We start from the raw sequence: 18,133 nt of genomic DNA, 5'->3' as shown, positions 1-18,133 counted from the left end.
CCGGGCGCCCGCCGACCTGAGCCGCGGCCGGGCGGGCCGCCGCGAGCGCGGCCGCTCCGGCGAGCAGCTCGCGCCGCGTCGGCTTCATGGCGCGACCCCTAGAAGCGCTTGCGCACCGTCACGCCGATCTGGCGCGGGTTGCCGATGTTGAAGCCGAGCCGGGCGCGGCCGCCGCGCTCGCGGTCGAACGACAGCAGGGCATTCTCGTCGAACAGGTTGTTGGCGTAGATCTGGACGCCCAGGCCGTTGTCCCAGTCGATCCCGGCGCTGAGGTTGACCAGATTATAGTCCGGCAGCTCGAGGTCGACGATCGTCGCGGCATTGGCCGGCGCGCCGCCGAACGGCAGGCCGTGGACGAACGCGCGCGGATTGTTCTCCTGGTCGCTCGGCTGGGTGAATCGGCTGCCGATATGCTGGAACGACGCGCCGACATAGGCCTCGGCCCCCGGTCCCGCCTGCCAGGTGTAGCTTGCGCTGGCCGAGAGCTGCATCTCGGGAACGCTCGGCAGTCGGTTGCCCTCGCGGATCCCGCCGATCACCGCGCCGGTGCCGTCGACCACGGTCGAGTCGAACTCGGCCTGGATGACGCTTCCGGCCAGCGAGAAGACGAGGCCCTCCGCCGGCGACGCCGACATCTCGAACTCCGCGCCCAGCGTGTGCGCCTTGGGCACGTTGAACACGATGCGCGACGAGCAGGAGCCCGCATCGAGGGTCACCTGGAGATTCTCGATGTCGGTGTAGAAACCCGCCGCCGCGAAGCTGATCCCGCCGCTCTCGCCGCGGAGCCCGAGCTCGTAGTTCCACAGGGTCTCGTCGTCATAGTCCTGGAACCCGCCGAAGATCGCCTCGTCCTGCGGCGTGCACAGCGGCAGGTTCAAGGGATCGTTGACGCCGCCGAGGCGGAAGCCCTTCGCGATCTGCGCGTTCACGCGCACGTCGTCCGCGGCCTCATAGGTGACGATGAGGCGAGGGCTGACGCCGTCCGAGGCGGTGCGGTCGGTGCGGTCGTCGCCGTTGGAGAACAGGCCGCCCGAGGTGAAGCGCCGTTCCTCCTCGAAGTCGTAATAGCGCGCACCCGCGGTGATCCGCAGACGCTCGGTGACATCGAGGGTCGCCTCGCCGAACACCGCGGTCTGGCGGATGTCGTAGGGCAGGTCGGCATTGTAGGGCGAATTCGGCCCGAAGCCGTTGGCCACCGCCGCCGAGGTGCCCGCGCCGAACCGCGCGTCGGTGAAGGCGTCGTAGCCCGGCGTCGGCAGGCGCTGCGCGTAGGTGCGGTCGGTCTGCGAATAGAAGGCGCCGATCAGCCACTGGAGCGGACTGTCATAGTCCGAGGCGAGCCGGACTTCCTGAACGAAGGATTCGAGCTCGGTCGTGTCGAGGAGGTTCGACGGCAGCAGCACGCCCGCCGCCGGGAAGCCGAGATCGACCGAGACCGAGCCGGTCAGAGCGCTCGCGTCGCGGCTGACCAGAATCTCGCGGTCGATATATGAGGTGACCGAGGTCAGCGCCACCGGGCCGAGGTCGATCCGGGCGGTGAGGTCGGCGATCATCGTCTGGTCCTCGAACGCCTCGTCGAGCAGCAGGAACTGCTCGCGTTCGCGGAACGTGACCGGCGGCCGCGTCGTCGTGAATGGGTTGGCGAAGAGGTTGTAGACCTCCTGGCGGTTGAAGCCGTCGGTCTGGATCTCCTGGTAGAGCACGCGCGGCGTGATCTGGATGTCCGGCGTCGGCTCCCACAGCAGCGAGATTCGGCCGCCGTAGCGCTGGCCGTCATTGACGTTCTCGTCGCGGCCGCCGCCTTCGCGCAGCGCATCGACGAAGCCGGCATATTGGGTGTAGTAGCCGACCGCCCGAACCGCCGCCGTGTTGCCGAGCGGAAGGTTGATCGCGCCCTTGAGATGGCCGCCGAAATCGTCCTCCTCGACGACGTTGATGTTGCCCTCGACGAGCCCTTCGACCCGCCCCAGGCGCGGCTGGTTGGTGATGTAACGGATGGTGCCGCCGACCGAGCCCGATCCGAACAGCGTGCCCTGCGGCCCGCGCAGGGTTTCGACTCGGTTGAGATCGAACAGGTCGATGTCGGGGGTGAACAGCGACAGCGAGATCACGCTCTCGTCGAGATAGACGCCGACCTGCTCCTTCACGCCCGGCTGGTCGCGGACGATCTGGCCGGCCGACACGCCGCGCACCGACACCTGGCTCTGGCCCGGCCCCAGATTCTGGATGGTGAGGCCGGCGACGTTGCGCGACAGGTCCTCGATGGTCGTCGCGCCCGACCGCTGGATGTCCTCCTCGGTCTGCGCGTTGATCGAGAAGGGGACCTCCAGCAGCGACGTCTCGCGCAACGTCGCGGTGACGACGACGACGTCCTCGTCTTGCTGCTGCGCCTGTTGCGGCTCCGGCGGCTGGTCCTGCGCGAGGGCGGGGCTCGCGGCGAGGGTCCAGGCGAGACCGGTCGCGGCAAGAATCTCAGTACGGCTGAGACGGCGGAAACGCATCATCATTCCCTCCCTTTATGTCGCCGCCAAACTAAGCTGGAACAGTGCGGGTCGGAAACGAATGTTGCGCAGCCGCCTCAACTTGCGCGCTGCTTGTTGCGCTTATGTCACAATACTGGCCGGCTTCGTTCGCCCGGCTTCAGGGTCACGCCGCTCAAGTAACCGGATTTTCCCGCCCCTGGGCAACGCCTTACCCGCTTGCCATCGCGGCGCCGACTGATTTACTAATCTAATACAGACAAACAGCGACAGGGGTGTGGCAATGGCAGGCAAGCGCGCGTTCGTCCGCGGCGGTTCTCTTCTCGTTCTGGCGGCGGCGATGGTCGCGGCGGCACCCGGAGCGGCGCAGGCCCAGCAGCCGGCGGCGCGGATCGCGGTTCCGCCGATCGCCTACACCACCCGCACCTTGCCCAACGGGCTCAAGGTCTACGCTATCCGCGACACCGGCACGGCCAACGTCCACGTCCAGATGTTCTACGACGTCGGCTCCCAGGACGATCCCGCCGGCCGCTCCGGCTTCGCCCACCTGTTCGAGCACATCCTCAGCCGGGTCACCCGCAACATCGCGCCGGGCCAGCTGAGCCGGATCGTCGAGGAGGAAGCCGGCGGCACCCGCAACGCCTCAACCTCGCCCGACACCACGCGCTATTACGAGACGGTGCCCGCCAACCAGCTCGAGGCTATGCTGTGGGCGCATGCCGAGCGGATGGGCCGATCGGTGCTCGACCAGTCGGTGTTCGACGCCGAGCGAAGCATCGTGAAGGAGGAGATGCGCCAGCGGGTCCTCTCCCAGCCCTATGGCCGGCTCCAGCGCTACTATCTCTTCCAGAACACCTTCGTCGATCACCCCTATCAGCGCTCCGGAATCGGCACCGTCGCCGATCTCGACGCCGCGAGCCTCGAGGACGCCCGCGCCTTCCACGAGAATTTCTACCGGCCGGACAATGCGACCCTGGTCGTGTCGGGCAATTTCGATCCGGCCCAGCTCGACCGCTGGATCGACGAGCATCTCGGGTCGATTCCGCGGCCGAGCCGCCCGATCCTTCGCCACCAGCTCGCCGGCCGCCCGCACAGCGCCGCCCGCACAATCACGGCCTACGGTCCCAACGTGCCGCTGCCGGCCGTGGTCCATTCCTGGCAGCGTCCGAAGGCCGACCATCCCGACAGCGCAGCGCTCGAGGTCCTCTCGCGCATCCTCTCCTCCGGCCAGTCGTCGCGGCTCTACCGAACCCTCGTTTATGACCGTCAGCTCGCCCAGTCGGCGGGCGCGATCAATTATGGCCTGGAGGATTCCGGGCTGTTCGCGATCAACGCCATCGTCGCCAGCGGCAAGGATCCCGCCGAGGTCGAGGCCGCCATCGATGCCGAGGTTGCGCGGGTGCGCAACGAGCGCGTGTCGGACGCGGAGCTGCGCGAGGCGATCACCGAATATGTCTCCGACGAGCTGTTCGACCGCGAGACCCCGACCGGGCGCGCCGAGACCCTCGCCCAAGGCGTCATCAACGCCGGCGATCCCCGCTGGAGCGACGCCATGCTCGCCGCCGTTCAGCGCGTCACCGCCGCCGACGTGCAGCGGGTCGCCCGCCAATATCTGAGCGCCGACCGCCGCGTCGCGCTCCGCTATCTTGATGAAGGCCAGCGCCAGGGCGAAGCGCAGCCGGACCCTTCGCAGCAGCCGACCAACGTCGCGCTCGGCCTCAACCTCCCGGCCGCGGTCGGAACCCCGAACCAGCTCGCTCCGGAAGGCGAGCGGGTCGCGCCGCCCGCGCCGGGACCGCAGCGTGCGATCGCGGCGCCGGCCTTCGCCGAGCGCCGCCTCGCCAACGGCATGCGAGTCGTCGTCGCCAAGTCGACGGAGCTGCCGCTGGCCGGCGCTTATCTCGTGTTCGGCGGCGGCTCGTCGGCAGACCCGGCCGAACGGCCCGGAGTCGCCGCGATGATGACCAATCTCGCCGACAGCGGCACCAGCCGGCTCACCGCCACCCAGCTGGCCGCGGAGATCGAGCGCCTCGGCGCCCAGATCGGCACCTCGGCGGGCGCCGACAGCAGCACGGCCTTCGTCGCCGCGCCGGCCGCCAATATCGAGGCGGCCGGGCGGCTCCTGAGCGAAGTGGTGCGCAGCCCCGCCTTCGCCCAGGAAGAGCTCGACCGCGAGCGCCGCCGCTCGCTCGACCAGCTCAGGGTGGCGTTGCGTCAGCCCGGCACGGTCAACGCCTTCGCGCTTCGCCGAGTCCTGTTCGGCGACGCTCCTTACGGCGCACTTTCGCCGACTCCGGCCTCGCTGGAGGCGCTCACCCGCGACGATCTCGTCCGCTACCACGCGAACTGGTGGCGCCCCGACAATGCCACGATGGTCATCATCGGCTCGCTCGACGCCGAGCAAGGCTTTGCTCTGGCCGAGCGGTTGTTCGGCGACTGGGCTGCACCGGCGCAGCCGCTTCCTGAGCTTCCCGCCAATCGCGCCGGCACTGCGCTCGCTCCACGCGTGGTCGTGGTCGACATGCCAGCGGCTGATCAGGCGGCGGTGTCGGTCGCGCTTCGCGGCGTAACTCGTGCCGACAGCGATTACTATCCGCTGGTGCTCGCCAATTCGGCGCTCGGCGGCTCGTCGACCGCGCGGCTGTTCCAGGAAGTGCGGGTCAACCGCGCGCTCAGCTACGGCGCCTATTCGAGCCTTGAGACGATGCGCGACGAGGGCCTGCTCGTCGCCCAGGCGCAGACCCGCAACGACGCTGTGCCGGAAGTCGCCCAGGTGATGCTTGGCGAGATCCGCCGGCTGGCGGCTGAGCCGATCGCTCCCGACCAGCTCGAGCGCCGGCGCACCTTGCTGACCGGATCGTTCGGCCGGCAGGTCGAGACCACCTTCGGCCTCGGCGGCTTCCTCACCAACCTCGCGGTCCAGGGCCTGCCGATGAGCGAATATGGCCGCTACCTGTCGAGCCTCGCAGCGGTGACTCCGGAGCAGATCGCCCGCTCGGTCGCGGCCGAGCTCGATCCGGCCCAGGCGAGCGTCGTCGTCGCCGGTCGCGCCAGCCAGTTCATCGGCCAGCTGCGCGCGCAATATCCCAATGTCGAAGTGATCCCCGCCGACCAGTTCGACTTCGGCGGCGCATCGCTTCGAAGCGCGGAGAACTGAAAGAAAAACCCCTCCCCTTCAGGGGAGGGGATCAAGGGGTGGGGGCGCGAGCCTCGGCTCGCGCAGGCGGCGCAGCCGCCTTGAAGCTCGCCTGTGGCTCGCCACCACCCCAGCCCCTCCTCTGAAGAGGAGGGGCTGAAGCCTGCTGTCTTACCTGTCGAAATCCAAAATCCGGCCGTCGCCGAAGGCGAGGCAGCTGAAGCCCTCGCGGTCGGTGCGGATTCGGCCGTAGCGGTCGTGGCGAAGCTCGTCGAAGGTGCCGCGGACCCGGAAGCGGCCGCCCGACACCTGGTCGACGTCGGTGACCCGGACCTGGCCGCCGCGGGCATAGCGCTGGGCCTCGGCGCCGCAGCTGTTCGCCGCCGCGCCATAGCCGTAGCCGCCCCCGGCATAGCCGTAATTGGAGCCGTAGCCGGCGTTCGGATAGCCGTAGCCATAGCCCGGCTGCTGATAGCCGTAGCTCTGCGGATAGCCGTAGCCGCCATAAGGCGCGTAGCCGCGGCCGGTGACGGCGTTGACCGCGCCGGCGATCGCCCCGACCGCCGCCACCGCGCCGGCGATGTCGCGCGCGCTGATGCCGTCGTCGCGGTCGTCATAGGGATAGGGATAAGGCTGCGCGCCCGCCGGGCTGGCGGTCGCGAGCAAGCCGGCAGTGGCGATGCCGCCGAGGATCTTGGTGATACGCGTCATGACTGGCCTCCTATACGCCCCCGCCCGAGCGGACTCGGGCAATGCTGGGCAGGATATGCCATGCGCCGGCTGATCCCCGACTGAACCCTTCGTATTGCTGGCGTTCAGCTTGGGTTTACGGCCAGCTGATCCCGGTGAGCTCGGCGACCCGCCGGTTGGAGCCGTCGAACCGTTCCTTCAATTGCGCCTCGGACGCTCGCGAAAGCGGAGGATAATCGAGCTGGTTGCGCGGGGTCAGGTCGAGACCGGGGGCAGGGGGGAGCCCGAGAAAGTCGAGCACCTGGCGGGTCACCGTCGCCGGCCGGTCGAACAGGTCTTCGGCCTTGAGGAACAGGAGTTGGTCGCGCGGGAAGCGCGCCAGCCAGCGTTCCAGCAGCTGCGCGTAGCCGCTCGTATAGAGATAATTGTGGGTGTTGAACGCCTTCGAGACGCCGCCTTGCCGCTGCACCTCCTCCGCCCCGTCGAGCCGCGCTTCCTCCTGCGCCAGCGCCTCCCCGAACGACAGGGCCTCTTCGCCGCGCGCCAGCCGATATTGGTGGTGGGAATAGGTCCGGCTCACCGGCTCGCGCAGAAGGAAGATGAGCTTGGCGTCGGGCAGGAGCGCCCGGACCCGCTCCGGCGCGAGCGGGTGGGGGAAGTAATTTGGAGTCGCTTCCAGGACCACGCTCTGCCTCGGCCGAGGCTCGAAGCAGGCCGCATACCAGCGCGCGCCCTTGCTCCACTGATTGTCGAAGAAGCGAAGTTCCTTGGTCTTCGGCACGCACACGCCGGGATGCTGGGCGAGCCAGGCGTAGAGGCTGCTCGTCCCCGATTTCGCCGCGCCGACGATCAGCGCGTTGGGCAGCCGCCCGCGGCCGAGCGCGACCCGGGCATGGAAGCGGAGCGACCGAAGCCGCCGCCGCCACGCCCACACACTTTCAACTTCCGACACAACGATACTGAAATCACGAAGTGGCGATTTGGTCCGCTCAGCCCCGCTCGCCGGCGCGGCGGGTCGGCACCGCCATTCCGGTGAAGTGCGCGATGAACGCGTACATGTCGGAATATTCCTCGATCTGCTTGTCGGTCGGCTTGCCCGAGCCGTGGCCGGCGCGCGTCTCGATCCGGATCAGGTGCGGGGCTCCGTTCGGATCGGCATTCTGAAGCGCCGCGACATATTTGAAGCTGTGGCCCGGGACGACGCGGTCGTCGGTGTCCGCCGTGGTCACCAGGATCGGCGGGTAGGACACGTTGGTCCGGATATTGTGGTACGGCGAATAGGCGTAGAGCGTCCGGAAGTCCGCCTCGCGGTTCGGATAGCCGTAATCGTCGACCCAGTAGCGGCCCGCCGTGAAGCGGTCGAAGCGAAGCATGTCCATCACGCCCACGGTCGGCAGCGCAGCTGCGAACAGGTCCGGCCGCTGGTTGACGACCGCGCCGACCAGGAGCCCGCCATTGGAGCGGCCCTCGACCGCGAGCTGGCGGTTTGTGGTGACGCCCTCACGGATCAGATATTCGCCCGCGCCGATGAAGTCGTCGAACACGTTCTGCTTGTTGGCGAGGCGGCCGGCGTCGTGCCACGCCTGGCCATATTCGCCGCCGCCGCGGATGTTGGCGACCGCGAGCACGCCGCCCATGTCGACCCAGGTCATCCACTTGGGCTGGTAGCGCGGCAGCTCCGGCGCGTTGAAGCCGCCATAGCCGTAGAGCAGGGTCGGCTGCGGCCGGCTGGTGTCGAGGTCGCGGCGGTGGACCAGGAACATCGGCACCCGGGTGCCGTCCTTGGAATTGTAGAAGACCTGGCGGACCTCGTAGCGCGCCGGATCGAAGGCGACCTCGGGCTGGGCGAACACCGTGCTCTCGCCGGTGCGGCTGTCATAGCGGTAGATCGCGCCCGGCGAGTTGAAGCTGGCGAAGGAGTAGAAGGTCTCGCTGTCGCTCATGTCGCCGGAGAAGCCGCTGGCGGTGCCGATTCCGGGCAGGGCGACGGTGCCGAGACGGCGGCCGGTGAGGTCGAAGGTGCGCACCTCGCTCTTGGCGTCGGCGAGGTAGCGCAGGACCAGCCGGTCGCCGACGATCGACGCGCCCTGGAGCGTCGCTGCGTCCTCCGCGACGATCTCGGTCAGCGCGGCGGGATTGGCGATGTCCATCGCCACCACCCGCTGGCGCGGCGCGTCCTTGTTGGTCTGCCAGTAGAAGCGGGTGCCCTGGTTGCCGAGATAGGACCAGTCGTTCTGCGCCTCGCTCACGATCCGCCGCGGCTGCGCGTTCGGCTGGGTGAGGTCGATCAGCGTGATCTCGTAGCGGGCGTCGGTGCCCTCGTTCGAATAGACGATCAGCCAGCGGCCGTCGTCGGTGACCTCGCCATTGTTGCTGAGCCGCGGCCGGTCGGGCTGGGCGAAGACCAGCCGGTCCTCGCTCTGCGGCGTGCCGATGCGGTGGAAGTAGATGGCGTGGTTCTCGTTGGTCGACTGGAACTGCTGGGCGGCGGTCGGCTCGGGGAAGCGCGAATAGTAGAAGCCGCTGCCGTCCCTGGCCCACTCGATTCCGGTGAACTTGGCCCAGCGCACCTCGTCGTCGAGCACCCGGCCGGTCGCCGCGTCGAGCACCCGGATGATGCGCCAGTCGGTGCCGCCTTCCTGCACGCCATAGGCGACGTAGCGGCCATCCTTCGACGGCTCCCATTCGGCCAGCGCGGTGGCGCCGTCCTGGCTCCAGCTATTGGGGTCGATCAGCTGGCGCTGGGCGCCGGTGAGTCCGTCGCGGACATAGAGCACCGACTGGTTCTGGAGGCCGTCATTGCGGGTGTAGAAATAGCGGCTTCCGGCCTTCTGCGGCACGCTGAACCGCTCATAATCGTAGAGCTCGCGCATGCGGGCTCGGAACGCGTCGCGGTGCGGCAGCTGGGCGAGGAAGGCGTTGGTGACCTGGTTCTGGGCGGTCACCCACTGGCGCACCCGAGGGTCCTGGCGGACGTCATTCTCGAGCCAGCGATAGGGATCCTGGACCGCGACCCCGAACTGGGTGTCGACCACATTTTCACGCGCCGTCTCGGGGTAGGCGATCCGGGCCGCGGCGGCGGTCGAGCTCTGCTGGGCGGCGACCGCGAACGGCGAAACGGCAACGGATAGGGCGGTCAGGCACAACAGGGCACGGCGCATCGGCAAGCTCTCTCTCGGTTCTGGTTGTGGGGCGGGGGTCTAGCACCCGCCCCACCCGAGTCAAAGCTTGCGCCGGCCGGGACTTAGCCGAGCCAGCCGCGCCTCCGCGCGATGTGCGCGAACAGGAGAACGCCGCCGCCGACGATGATGATCGCCGCCGCCATCGGCGTGTCCGCCGGTGTCAGCGTGCCCTGCACCGCGGCATAGCCATATTGGAACGCCGCCGCGACCAGCGATAGGAGCAGGAACAGCGTCGCCCAGCTCTTCCTCAGCAGCAGCCCGACCGCGCCGATCAGGCCGGTCCACACCGCCACCGCGAACACGCCCCATTGCCAGCTCGCCATCGCCGCATAGCCGGCCTCGCGCTGGCCTTCCGGAGTCATCGTCTGCATCAGATAGACCGCGCAGCCCATGCCTTCCCACAACAGGGCGAGCCCCGCCACGACCCAATACCAGGCGGGCACCGCGCCCCGCGTCGTCGTCACATCGTCCATGAGAGCCCCTCCTCTTGATCGATCGTTCAACTGTGCGCCCGATCGACAGCGAAGGCAACGAAAAAGGGCCCGCGGTTACCCGCGAGCCCTTTTCAGGTTCGGTGCCGAAGCGGCGCTTACGCGGCCTCGTCGAAATCCTCGTCGCTCTGGACCGGACCGCTGTCTTGGCCCTTGGCCGAGGTGTCGCGGTCGACCAGCTCGATGATCGCGATCGGGGCGGCGTCCGAGGCGCGGATGCCGGCCTTGATGATGCGGGTGTAGCCGCCGTTGCGCTCCGCGTAGCGCGGCGCCAGCGTGTCGAACAGCTTCACCAGCTGGGCGTCGTCGAGCAGCCGGGCATGGGCGAGGCGGCGGTTGGAAAGGCCGCCCTTCTTGGCGAGCGTGATCAGCTTCTCGACATAGGGCCGAAGCTCCTTGGCCTTGGCCACCGTCGTGGTGATCTGCTCGTGCTTGATGAGGGCCGCGGCCATGTTGCGGAACAGGGCCGCGCGATGGCTGGAAGTACGCTGCAGCTTGCGGCCGCCGACGCGATGACGCATGTCTCTTCTCCGTTCGTACGGGCTCCGTGTCAGGTAAGCCCGGCCAGGCCGTCGAAGGGGACGGCCCATACCCATATATGAAAACAGCGGACGCCTGAGGCCCCGCCGGACGCGCGCCCTAGACCCGAAATGCCCGGCAAAGTCAAGGCCGCGGCAGCGTCCTCAGCCCAGCGTCGCCCGCTGCTCGTCCACCCACTGCTTGCCTTCGTCGCCGCCCCACAGCAGCCAGGCGATGAACCCGGCGGACGGGTCCTCGGTCGACCCCCACAGGTGCCGGGTGGTGTTCTTGTCGACCGCGTGGCGGGCGAAATAGCTGTACATCGACTTGATGTCGGCCGGCGCCAGCGCCTCGCGCGCCGCGAGCTGGCGCGCCCGCGCCACGCCGACCTCGGTGCCGCCACGCCCGAACCGCTCGCGCAGCTCCAGCCCGAGCCGCGCATTCTCGGCCATCTTCGCGGTCGGCCTGAAGCCCCCGTTCGGCATCAAGTGTCGCGGCGCGCGCCCAGCCGCTCGAGCAGCTCGGGCTCGCACACGGGGTCCTCGGGGGTGCCGAAGGCGCGCTGGAGGAGCATCCGCGCGCGGTGCATCCGGGTGAAGGCATGGCGCCCGCGAGTCGCCTCGCGCTGGTTGCGGACGCGCTCCCTGCGCATGCCGAAGGCGGCGCGCCAGAACATGTATGCGACCATGCCGAGGACGGCGGCGGGCAAGAGCGCGTAGATCATGCCGTTCGAACGACAGCGCGCCGCGCCGGTTCCGGGCAGCCCTCACAGCGCCCGCACGCCCGGCTCCCGTCGCTCGCCGGGCATCAGCGCGCGAAGCGCCCACACCATCGCGTCGGCGCGGTCCGGCGACCGGGACCCCATCGAAGTACCACTTCGATGGGCACCCGATCGGCCCGGCCCCTGATAGGGCTGGTCGTAGCTCAGCCCGACCAGCTCGTCCTCGAGCGCCGGGAAGGTCCCCGCGAACCGCGCCCGCTTGCCCTCGAACATCGCCGCCACCTCCGCCGCCCGAGCCACCTTGTGCCCGCGCGCATGGACCAGCTTCACGTTGAGGTCCGCCGCCGCCGCGCGAAGCACCGCCGCGATCATGTCCCCGCCATTGTTCGCCTCGGCCACCACCAGCCCCGCGCCCCACGCCGCCGCCGTCCCGGCGACCTTGCGCGCCCACCCCTCCGGCGACAGCCCGCCCGCCGACGCGTCGGCGAGCACATAGCCGACCCCGTCCGCGCCGAGCCCGCACACCACGATCCCGCACGCATCCCCCATCTCCGAAGCCGGCGGATCCACCCCCACGACAATGCGAACGAAAAAATCCTCCCCGGTACGGGCGGAGCCGGCTTCAAGGCTCCGCCGGCGCTCTGGCGCCGGTGGAATGCCGGCGGAGGGTGGGGGACCATGCGAAGCATGGTGGAGGGGGCCCTCCGTCCGAGCGAGTCCCGGGGCCCCCTCCGTCAGGCCTTCGGCCTGCCACCTCCCCGTGCCGGGGAGGATTACCCGCGCCGCCTCGATCCCCTCCCGGGTCCACAGCGCCCCCTTCACCTCGTCGATCAGTTCGCCGTCCAGCTCCTGCCGCTTGAGCCATCCGGTCAGCCGCGCCGCCTGAGCCGCGACCCATCCCTCGGGCAGATGCGGGTTCCTCGCGCTCGCGCCGCCCGTCTGCACGACCCCGTCCTCGCCGAGCAGCGCCGTCAGCGCAGCGCCGCGCCGCGGGGTCGTCGTCACGAGCGCGCGCGGCCGCGCCCCGCGCCGAAGCCCGAGCTGCAGATTGTCCCACGCCTCCTGGGCGTAGCGCCACTTGGCGAGCTCGTCGCACCAGGCGAAGTCATGCTCCGGCCCGCGCAGCCCGTCCGGATGCGCCCCCGAGAACAGCGTCGCCTCCGCCCCGCTCGCGAACAGGATCCGCCGCCGCTGAAACGACCACTCCCGAACCTCCCCCGGCCTCGCGACGGCCAGAATGCCGGAGGGCCCCTCCACCATCACCCGCCGCGCCTCGTCCAGCGAAGCCGCCACCAGCGCGATGCGAACAGCCCCTCTTCCGCTCCATCGCCGCCACCTTGCGCAGCACCTCGGCCCGCACCTCCTCGATGTCCGGCTCGGCCGCGCGCCAGTCATAGCGCTGCAGCGCGCCGCCCTTCACGCTCGCCCGGTGAAGCTTCAGGATGTTGATCGCGTCGCCGACGCTCATCTCGCCCGTCAGCCGCCCCGCTTCGGGCACCGCCGGCGCTCCGCCCAGCACCGCCTTGGCATTCTCGATCAGCAGCGCCTCGACGTCGAGATAGCCGCCCCGCACTGCGGAAGCCCAAGATTCCGCAAACGCCGGCTCCCGCCGCCGCCGCGCGTAGAGCGCGGTCGTCGAGAGGCCCGCCGCCGCCGCCGCGCGGCTGACGTTGGCGCCCTCCTCGAGCGCGGTCAGGAACAAAGCCTCCTTCGCCGCCGACCAGCGCCCCGGCCCCGCCCGCATCACGCACGGCCGCCCGTGGCGCGACGACCGCACGATCTCGTCCCGCGCCAGCGCCGGCGTCTCGCCGCGCACGAGCCTTCCGCGCCCCTCGGCCAGCGCCGCCGCCCATTGCGCGGCAAAGTGAGCATCCCGCTTTCGCGCCTCATAGGCGGTGGTCCGGTCGACCCCGGCGGCCGCCGCCGCGCCCTTCACGCTCCCGCCCCGCGCCAGCGCGGCGAGAAACCCCGCCCGCCACGCCGCTTCCTGTTTCGCCATGTCCGCCCCACAGCAAAAGGGCCGGCGCAACCCGCAAAGGTCGCCCGGCCCACTTGTTCGATCATGTGCGCCTAGTACCAGATCAGCGTGACGATGTCAAGCCAATAGTGCCAATCCGGTTATGAGATGAATCCTCAAATGGCCGTTTCAAGGCCCAGATGCCGAGTGAACGGGTCGAAATCGCGGTCGCTGTAGAGAAGGGGGACTCGATGCTCGATGCACCAGGTCGCAATCAGGGTGTCGATGGTCTTGCGCACTGTGACGGCCTTGGCGCGCAGGCGGCGGAAGTTACGGGCGGCCTCGAGCGCGATGTCCCGACCCCCGATCTCGACCATTGTCAGGGTGTCGAAAAGGCCGAGCGCCGTCCGGAAATCCTGTTCCGCATCGAAGCCTTGCAGAACCTCGGTCAGCACCAGGTCGCCGACGATCAACTCCTGCTGGCCGAGCAACGCGTCGAGGCGGTCTGTCTCCGGCGTCGCGCTGCCGCGGAAATAATCGATCCAGACGCTGGAATCGACGAAGATCACGGGACGCTAGCGGCCGTCGCTGCGCATGGCGTCAAGATCGCCCTGCCAGTCGAGCTTGCCGCGCCAGGCGCGAAAAGCCGTTTGCCGCCTCAGCCGGACCAGCGCCCGGAGCCCCAGCTCGACGGCCTCGCGCTTGGTCGAAGCGCCGCTTGCCTCCATCGCCTCGGTCATCAGTCGGTCGTCGATCACGATATTGGTCCGCATGTGTACGCCTCCTGCTTCCCATACACATAGGCGCAATGCCACCGGGCGCAAGGCATAAGGAAAGGGCCGCCCCTCGCGGGACGGCCCTTGCGCTTTTCGTTACCCGCCCGCTCCGGCCTCGACGGCCGAAGCGTGGTGATCGCCCGGATCAGTGCCCCGCACTGATCCGAACGGCGATCACCCCATCAGCTCCTGCTCGAGCTTCTTGGCCATTTCCTCGATATTCTCGGGCGGCCAGCCGGGGATGTCCATGCCGAGGCGGAGGCCCATCGAGGCAAGGACTTCCTTGATCTCGTTGAGGCTCTTGCGGCCGAAGTTCGGCGTTCGGAGCATCTCGGCCTCGGTCTTCTGGACGAGGTCGCCGATGTAGATGATGTTGTCGTTCTTGAGGCAGTTGGCGCTGCGCACCGACAGCTCCAGCTCGTCGACCTTCTTGAGGAGGTAGCGGTTGAGCTGGTTGGCGTCGGCCTCGGTCTCCATCGCGCCCATGCCGCCGCCGACCATGCCGGAGCTCGGCATGCTGACGGCCATGCCGTCGTCGAAGTGGACGAACAGCTGGAGCTGGTCCTGGAGGATCCGCGCCGCATAGGCGACCGCGTCCTCGGGGCTCACCGTGCCGTCGGTCTCGATGGTCAGCGTGAGCTTGTCATAGTCGAGCTCCTGGCCGACTCGGGTGTTCTCGACCTTGTAGCTGACCTGGCGGACCGGGCTGTACAAAGCGTCGATCGGGATGAGGCCGATCGGCGCGTCGACCGGGCGGTTCGACGCGGCCGGGACATAGCCCTTGCCGGTCTCGGCGGTCAGCTCCATGTTGAGCGTCGCGCCCTCGTCGAGGTGGCAGATGACCAGGTTCGGGTTCATCACCTCGATGTCGCCGGTGGTGGCGATCTGGCCGGCGGTGACTTCGCCCGGACCGGTCGCCGACAGCTGAAGCCGCTTGGGGCCTTCGCCTTCCATCCTCAGCGCGATCTGCTTCACGTTGAGGACGATGTCGGTGACGTCCTCGCGCACTCCGGCGAGCGAGGAGAATTCATGCAGCACGCCCTCGATCTTGATCGCGGTGACGGCGGCGCCCTGAAGCGAGGAAAGCAAGACCCGGCGGAGCGAATTGCCGAGAGTCAGGCCGAAGCCCCGCTCGAGCGGCTCGGCAACGAAGGTCGCCTTGCGGCGGCTGTCGCCAGCGGTCTTCTTCTCGAGCGCGTTGGGCTTCTTCATTTCCTGCCAGTTCTTTGCGTTGACGGCCATGGTGTTCCCTTGGGCTCATGGACGACGGCAGATCCGCCGCCCGAATTTCTAACTTCTTCTGTCTGTCCTCGGCCGAAGTACCACTTCGGCCGAAAAATCAGACGCGGCGGCGCTTGGACGGGCGCACGCCGTTGTGCGGGATCGGGGTCACGTCGCGGATCGACGTGATCGTGAAGCCGACCGCCTGCAGCGCCCGAAGCGCGCTCTCGCGGCCCGAACCCGGGCCCTTCACTTCGACCTCGAGGGTGCGCACGCCGTGCTCGGCGGCCTTGCGGCCGGCGTCCTCGGCGGCGACCTGGGCCGCGTAAGGGGTCGACTTGCGCGAGCCCTTGAAGCCCATCATTCCGGCCGAGCTCCACGCGATGGCGTTGCCCTGGGCGTCGGTGATGGTGATCATGGTGTTGTTGAAGCTGGCGTTCACATGGGCGACGCCGGCGGTGATGTTCTTGCGCTCGCGGCGGCGAAGGCGCTGGGGTGCTTGTGCCATTGGAGATCCTGTTCCTTGCTAAAGAAGGCCGGGAGCCGCTGGTTCCACCCGAAGGCGGGCCGCGGCTCGAACCGGGGCCTTTCTTACTTCTTCTTGCCGGCGATCGGCTTGGCCTTGCCCTTGCGGGTGCGCGCGTTGGTGTGCGTGCGCTGGCCGCGGACCGGGAGGCCGCGACGGTGACGAAGGCCGCGGTAGCAGGCGAGGTCCATCAGGCGCTTGATGTTCATCGCGACTTCGCGGCGAAGGTCGCCCTCGACCTGATAGTCGGCGTCGATCGTCTCGCGGATCTGAAGGACCTCCTGGTCGGTCAGGTCCTGGACCCGGCGCTCGGCCGGGATGTTGAGCTTGGTAACGATCTCCTTGGCCTTGGCCTGGCCAATGCCGTGGATATACTGAAGCGCGATCACCACGCGCTTGTTGGTCGGGATGTTCACACCCGCAATACGTGCCATGTCCTTTTTCTCCTAGCTCCACAGGGGAGGATGGCTCGCTCCCCTATCTCGTCGCGTTGGCCCGAAACAGGCAAAGCCGGCGCGCGCACGAATGCGCTGCCGGGGCACCGGTTAGCGGGATAGCGCGCAGATAGGAGGGGGGAGGGGCGGTGTCAACTACTCCTCCAGCGATCTGTGCCGGGTTTCGGGCAGAAAGACGAGCCCGATCAGCAGCGTGATAGCCGCGATGGCTATCGGATACCACAGCCCGGCATAGATGTCGCCCGTCGCCGCGACGATCGCGAAGCTGGTGGTGGGCAGGAAGCCGCCGAACCAGCCGTTGCCGATATGGTAGGGCAGCGACATCGACGTGTAGCGAATCCGGGTCGGGAAGAGCTCGACCAACAGGGCCGCGATCGGGCCGTAGACCATCGTCACGTAGAGGACGAGGACGAACAGGATCGCCACGACCAGTGGCTTGTCGATGCGGGCTGGATCGGCGCGGGCGGGATAGCCGGCGCGGTCGAGCGACGCCTGGATCGCGGTCCGGAACCCCTGCGGATTCCCGGCATAGTCGATCCGGTCGAGGCCGATGCGGACCTGCGCCGCCCACGCCACGTCGGCGGGAATGGCGAAACGGTGCGGATCGCCCTCCGGCGGCTCGAGCACGGCGATCCCGCCCTGACCGTAGACGCTGCGGTAGCTGATCCCCGCCCGCGCCAGCATCGACTTGGCGATGTCGCAGCCGCTGCTCTCGAACCTGTTGCGGCCGATCGGATCGAACTGGATCGAGCAGCTCGCCGAATCGGCGACGATGATCACGCCGGACCGCTGCTGGGCGGCGGCCAGCGCCGGATTGGCCGCTTCGGTGAGCAGGCCGAACAATGGGAAATAGGTTAGGGCGGCGAGTGCGCAGCCGGCGAGGATGATCGGCTTGCGGCCGATCCGGTCCGACAGCCAGCCGAAGAAGACGAAGAAGGGCGTGGCGAGCGCCAGCGCGATGGCGATCAGGATGTTGGCGGTGGCACCGTCGACCCGGAGCGTCCGCTCGAGGAAGAACAGCGCGTAGAACTGGCCAGCATACCAGACCACCGCCTGGCCGGCGACAGCGCCGAACAGGGCGATCAGGACCAGCTTGAGGTTGGGCCAGCGGCCGAACGCCTCGGTGAGCGGCGCTTTCGATGCTTTACCCTCCTCCTTCATCCGGCGGAAGACCGGACTCTCGTCGAGGGAGAGCCGACTCCACAGCGACACGGCCAGCAGGACGATCGAGACGAGGAAGGGCAGGCGCCAGCCCCAGTCGGCGAATGCTTCCTCGCCGATCCAGGTGCGGATTCCGATGACGACGAGCAGGGCCGCGAACAGGCCGAGAGTCGCCGTGGTCTGGATGAAGCTGGTGTAGAAGCCGCGCTTATGGTCCGGCGCGTGCTCGGCGACATACGTCGCGGCGCCGCCATATTCGCCGCCGAGCGCCAGACCCTGGAGCAGGCGAAGCGTCACCAGGAGGACCGGCGCCGCGACTCCGGCCGAGGCGTAGCTCGGCAGCAGTCCGACCGCGAAGGTCGACAGGCCCATGATCGCCATGGTCACGAGGAAGGTGTTTTTGCGTCCGACGAGGTCGCCGATGCGGCCGAACAGCAGAGCGCCGAACGGGCGCACCGCGAAGCCGACGGCGAAGGCGGCGAGGGCGAAGATGAATCCGGTCGTCTCGTTGACGCCCGAGAAGAACTGGGCGGAGATGATCGCGGCGAGCAGTCCGTAAAGGTAGAAGTCGTACCATTCGAACACGGTGCCGAGCGACGAGGCGAGGATGACGCGTCGCTCGGACTGGGTCGGCTCGTGATGCTTGGGAAGGTCGTCCGCGGCCGTCGCCATTCATTTCCCCCTCGTCGCTCGGCGCCAAGTGAGCGGGAACGGGTGTCGGATGCAAGCTCGGGCTTCGGCGCGGGCCGCCGCCGTGTTCTGGACGAAAAAAAGCGCGAGACTTTTCATGATGTTGAACAAGGAGCTACAAAAGTAGC

The 18,133-nt window shown here is 68.6% G+C and carries 16 protein-coding genes; 1 reads left to right on the top strand and 15 read right to left on the bottom strand.

Going from position 1 to position 18,133, the window contains the following annotated elements:
* Positions 1-98 precede the first annotated feature (98 nt).
* Entirely contained in the window at positions 99-2,501 is a 2,403-nt protein-coding gene (locus tag G7B71_RS07760) for a TonB-dependent receptor (RefSeq protein WP_207774740.1), read from the bottom strand.
* A 262-nt stretch (positions 2,502-2,763) separates the two neighbouring features.
* On the opposite strand from G7B71_RS07760, the gene G7B71_RS07755 reads away from it, so the two are divergent.
* Positions 2,764-5,637 (top strand): pitrilysin family protein, encoded by a 2,874-nt coding sequence (locus G7B71_RS07755; RefSeq protein ID WP_166039578.1) that lies wholly within the window; start codon positions 2,764-2,766, stop codon positions 5,635-5,637.
* Between the two features lie 150 nt (positions 5,638-5,787).
* On the opposite strand, the gene G7B71_RS15780 is transcribed toward G7B71_RS07755, so the two are convergent.
* From G7B71_RS15780 to G7B71_RS07685, 14 genes are all read right to left on the bottom strand, one after another.
* Positions 5,788-6,327, bottom strand: coding sequence for a hypothetical protein (locus G7B71_RS15780; protein WP_207774737.1), 540 nt, complete (start codon positions 6,325-6,327; stop codon positions 5,788-5,790).
* Between the two features lie 115 nt (positions 6,328-6,442).
* On the bottom strand, positions 6,443-7,258 hold the full coding sequence (locus G7B71_RS07745; RefSeq protein ID WP_166039576.1) for a sulfotransferase domain-containing protein: 816 nt from the start codon (positions 7,256-7,258) through the stop codon (positions 6,443-6,445).
* A 37-nt stretch (positions 7,259-7,295) separates the two neighbouring features.
* Entirely contained in the window at positions 7,296-9,467 is a 2,172-nt protein-coding gene (locus G7B71_RS07740; RefSeq protein ID WP_166039575.1) for a prolyl oligopeptidase family serine peptidase, read from the bottom strand.
* Between the two features lie 83 nt (positions 9,468-9,550).
* Complete coding sequence (locus tag G7B71_RS07735; protein WP_166039573.1) at positions 9,551-9,961, bottom strand: hypothetical protein; 411 nt, start codon at positions 9,959-9,961, stop codon at positions 9,551-9,553.
* Positions 9,962-10,077: 116 nt separating this feature from the next.
* Positions 10,078-10,500, bottom strand: coding sequence for a 50S ribosomal protein L17 (rplQ, locus tag G7B71_RS07730; protein WP_166039571.1), 423 nt, complete (start codon positions 10,498-10,500; stop codon positions 10,078-10,080).
* Between the two features lie 162 nt (positions 10,501-10,662).
* On the bottom strand, positions 10,663-10,983 hold the full coding sequence (locus G7B71_RS07725; protein WP_166039569.1) for a hypothetical protein: 321 nt from the start codon (positions 10,981-10,983) through the stop codon (positions 10,663-10,665).
* On the bottom strand, positions 10,983-11,222 hold the full coding sequence (locus G7B71_RS07720) for a hypothetical protein (RefSeq protein WP_166039568.1): 240 nt from the start codon (positions 11,220-11,222) through the stop codon (positions 10,983-10,985). The genes G7B71_RS07725 and G7B71_RS07720 overlap by 1 nt, the downstream gene beginning before the upstream one ends.
* 42 nt (positions 11,223-11,264) lie before the next feature.
* Complete coding sequence (locus G7B71_RS07715) at positions 11,265-12,479, bottom strand: terminase family protein (RefSeq protein WP_243406154.1); 1,215 nt, start codon at positions 12,477-12,479, stop codon at positions 11,265-11,267.
* Positions 12,480-13,352: 873 nt separating this feature from the next.
* On the bottom strand, positions 13,353-13,745 hold the full coding sequence (locus G7B71_RS07710) for a PIN domain nuclease (RefSeq protein WP_166039564.1): 393 nt from the start codon (positions 13,743-13,745) through the stop codon (positions 13,353-13,355).
* Between the two features lie 6 nt (positions 13,746-13,751).
* Positions 13,752-13,949, bottom strand: a complete 198-nt coding sequence (locus tag G7B71_RS07705; RefSeq protein ID WP_166039563.1) for a type II toxin-antitoxin system VapB family antitoxin — start codon at positions 13,947-13,949, stop codon at positions 13,752-13,754.
* A 177-nt stretch (positions 13,950-14,126) separates the two neighbouring features.
* Positions 14,127-15,194, bottom strand: a complete 1,068-nt coding sequence (locus G7B71_RS07700) for a DNA-directed RNA polymerase subunit alpha (protein WP_166039561.1) — start codon at positions 15,192-15,194, stop codon at positions 14,127-14,129.
* A gap of 97 nt (positions 15,195-15,291) precedes the next feature.
* The gene (gene rpsK / locus G7B71_RS07695; protein WP_166039558.1) at positions 15,292-15,681 is read right to left on the bottom strand and encodes a 30S ribosomal protein S11; all 390 of its coding nucleotides are present in this window, start codon (positions 15,679-15,681) and stop codon (positions 15,292-15,294) included.
* 83 nt (positions 15,682-15,764) lie between these two features.
* The gene (gene rpsM / locus G7B71_RS07690) at positions 15,765-16,133 is read right to left on the bottom strand and encodes a 30S ribosomal protein S13 (RefSeq protein WP_166039556.1); all 369 of its coding nucleotides are present in this window, start codon (positions 16,131-16,133) and stop codon (positions 15,765-15,767) included.
* A gap of 156 nt (positions 16,134-16,289) precedes the next feature.
* Positions 16,290-17,987, bottom strand: a complete 1,698-nt coding sequence (locus tag G7B71_RS07685; protein WP_166039554.1) for an MFS transporter — start codon at positions 17,985-17,987, stop codon at positions 16,290-16,292.
* Between the last annotated feature and the right edge of the window lie 146 nt (positions 17,988-18,133).

This window comes from Sphingosinicella sp. YJ22 (assembly GCF_011320075.1).
Lineage (GTDB): Bacteria > Pseudomonadota > Alphaproteobacteria > Sphingomonadales > Sphingomonadaceae > Allosphingosinicella.
Note: the sequence above shows the minus strand (reverse complement) of the source record. Positions and strands in the feature narration are given on the sequence as shown.

Bases quoted from the DNA above. Each gene is read 5' to 3' on its own strand.
- G7B71_RS07685 (WP_166039554.1), bottom strand. From the start codon at position 17,987: ATGGCGACGGCCGCGGACGACCTTCCCAAGCATCACGAGCCGACCCAG.
- G7B71_RS07740 (WP_166039575.1), bottom strand. From the start codon at position 9,467: ATGCGCCGTGCCCTGTTGTGCCTGACCGCCCTATCCGTTGCCGTTTCG.
- G7B71_RS07755 (WP_166039578.1), top strand. From the start codon at position 2,764: ATGGCAGGCAAGCGCGCGTTCGTCCGCGGCGGTTCTCTTCTCGTTCTG.
- rpsM (WP_166039556.1), bottom strand. From the start codon at position 16,133: ATGGCACGTATTGCGGGTGTGAACATCCCGACCAACAAGCGCGTGGTG.
- rplQ (WP_166039571.1), bottom strand. From the start codon at position 10,500: ATGCGTCATCGCGTCGGCGGCCGCAAGCTGCAGCGTACTTCCAGCCAT.
- G7B71_RS07720 (WP_166039568.1), bottom strand. From the start codon at position 11,222: ATGATCTACGCGCTCTTGCCCGCCGCCGTCCTCGGCATGGTCGCATAC.
- G7B71_RS07705 (WP_166039563.1), bottom strand. From the start codon at position 13,949: ATGCGGACCAATATCGTGATCGACGACCGACTGATGACCGAGGCGATG.
- G7B71_RS07700 (WP_166039561.1), bottom strand. From the start codon at position 15,194: ATGGCCGTCAACGCAAAGAACTGGCAGGAAATGAAGAAGCCCAACGCG.
- rpsK (WP_166039558.1), bottom strand. From the start codon at position 15,681: ATGGCACAAGCACCCCAGCGCCTTCGCCGCCGCGAGCGCAAGAACATC.
- G7B71_RS07715 (WP_243406154.1), bottom strand. From the start codon at position 12,479: ATGGTGGAGGGGCCCTCCGGCATTCTGGCCGTCGCGAGGCCGGGGGAG.
- G7B71_RS07760 (WP_207774740.1), bottom strand. From the start codon at position 2,501: ATGCGTTTCCGCCGTCTCAGCCGTACTGAGATTCTTGCCGCGACCGGT.
- G7B71_RS07725 (WP_166039569.1), bottom strand. From the start codon at position 10,983: ATGCCGAACGGGGGCTTCAGGCCGACCGCGAAGATGGCCGAGAATGCG.
- G7B71_RS07735 (WP_166039573.1), bottom strand. From the start codon at position 9,961: ATGGACGATGTGACGACGACGCGGGGCGCGGTGCCCGCCTGGTATTGG.
- G7B71_RS15780 (WP_207774737.1), bottom strand. From the start codon at position 6,327: ATGACGCGTATCACCAAGATCCTCGGCGGCATCGCCACTGCCGGCTTG.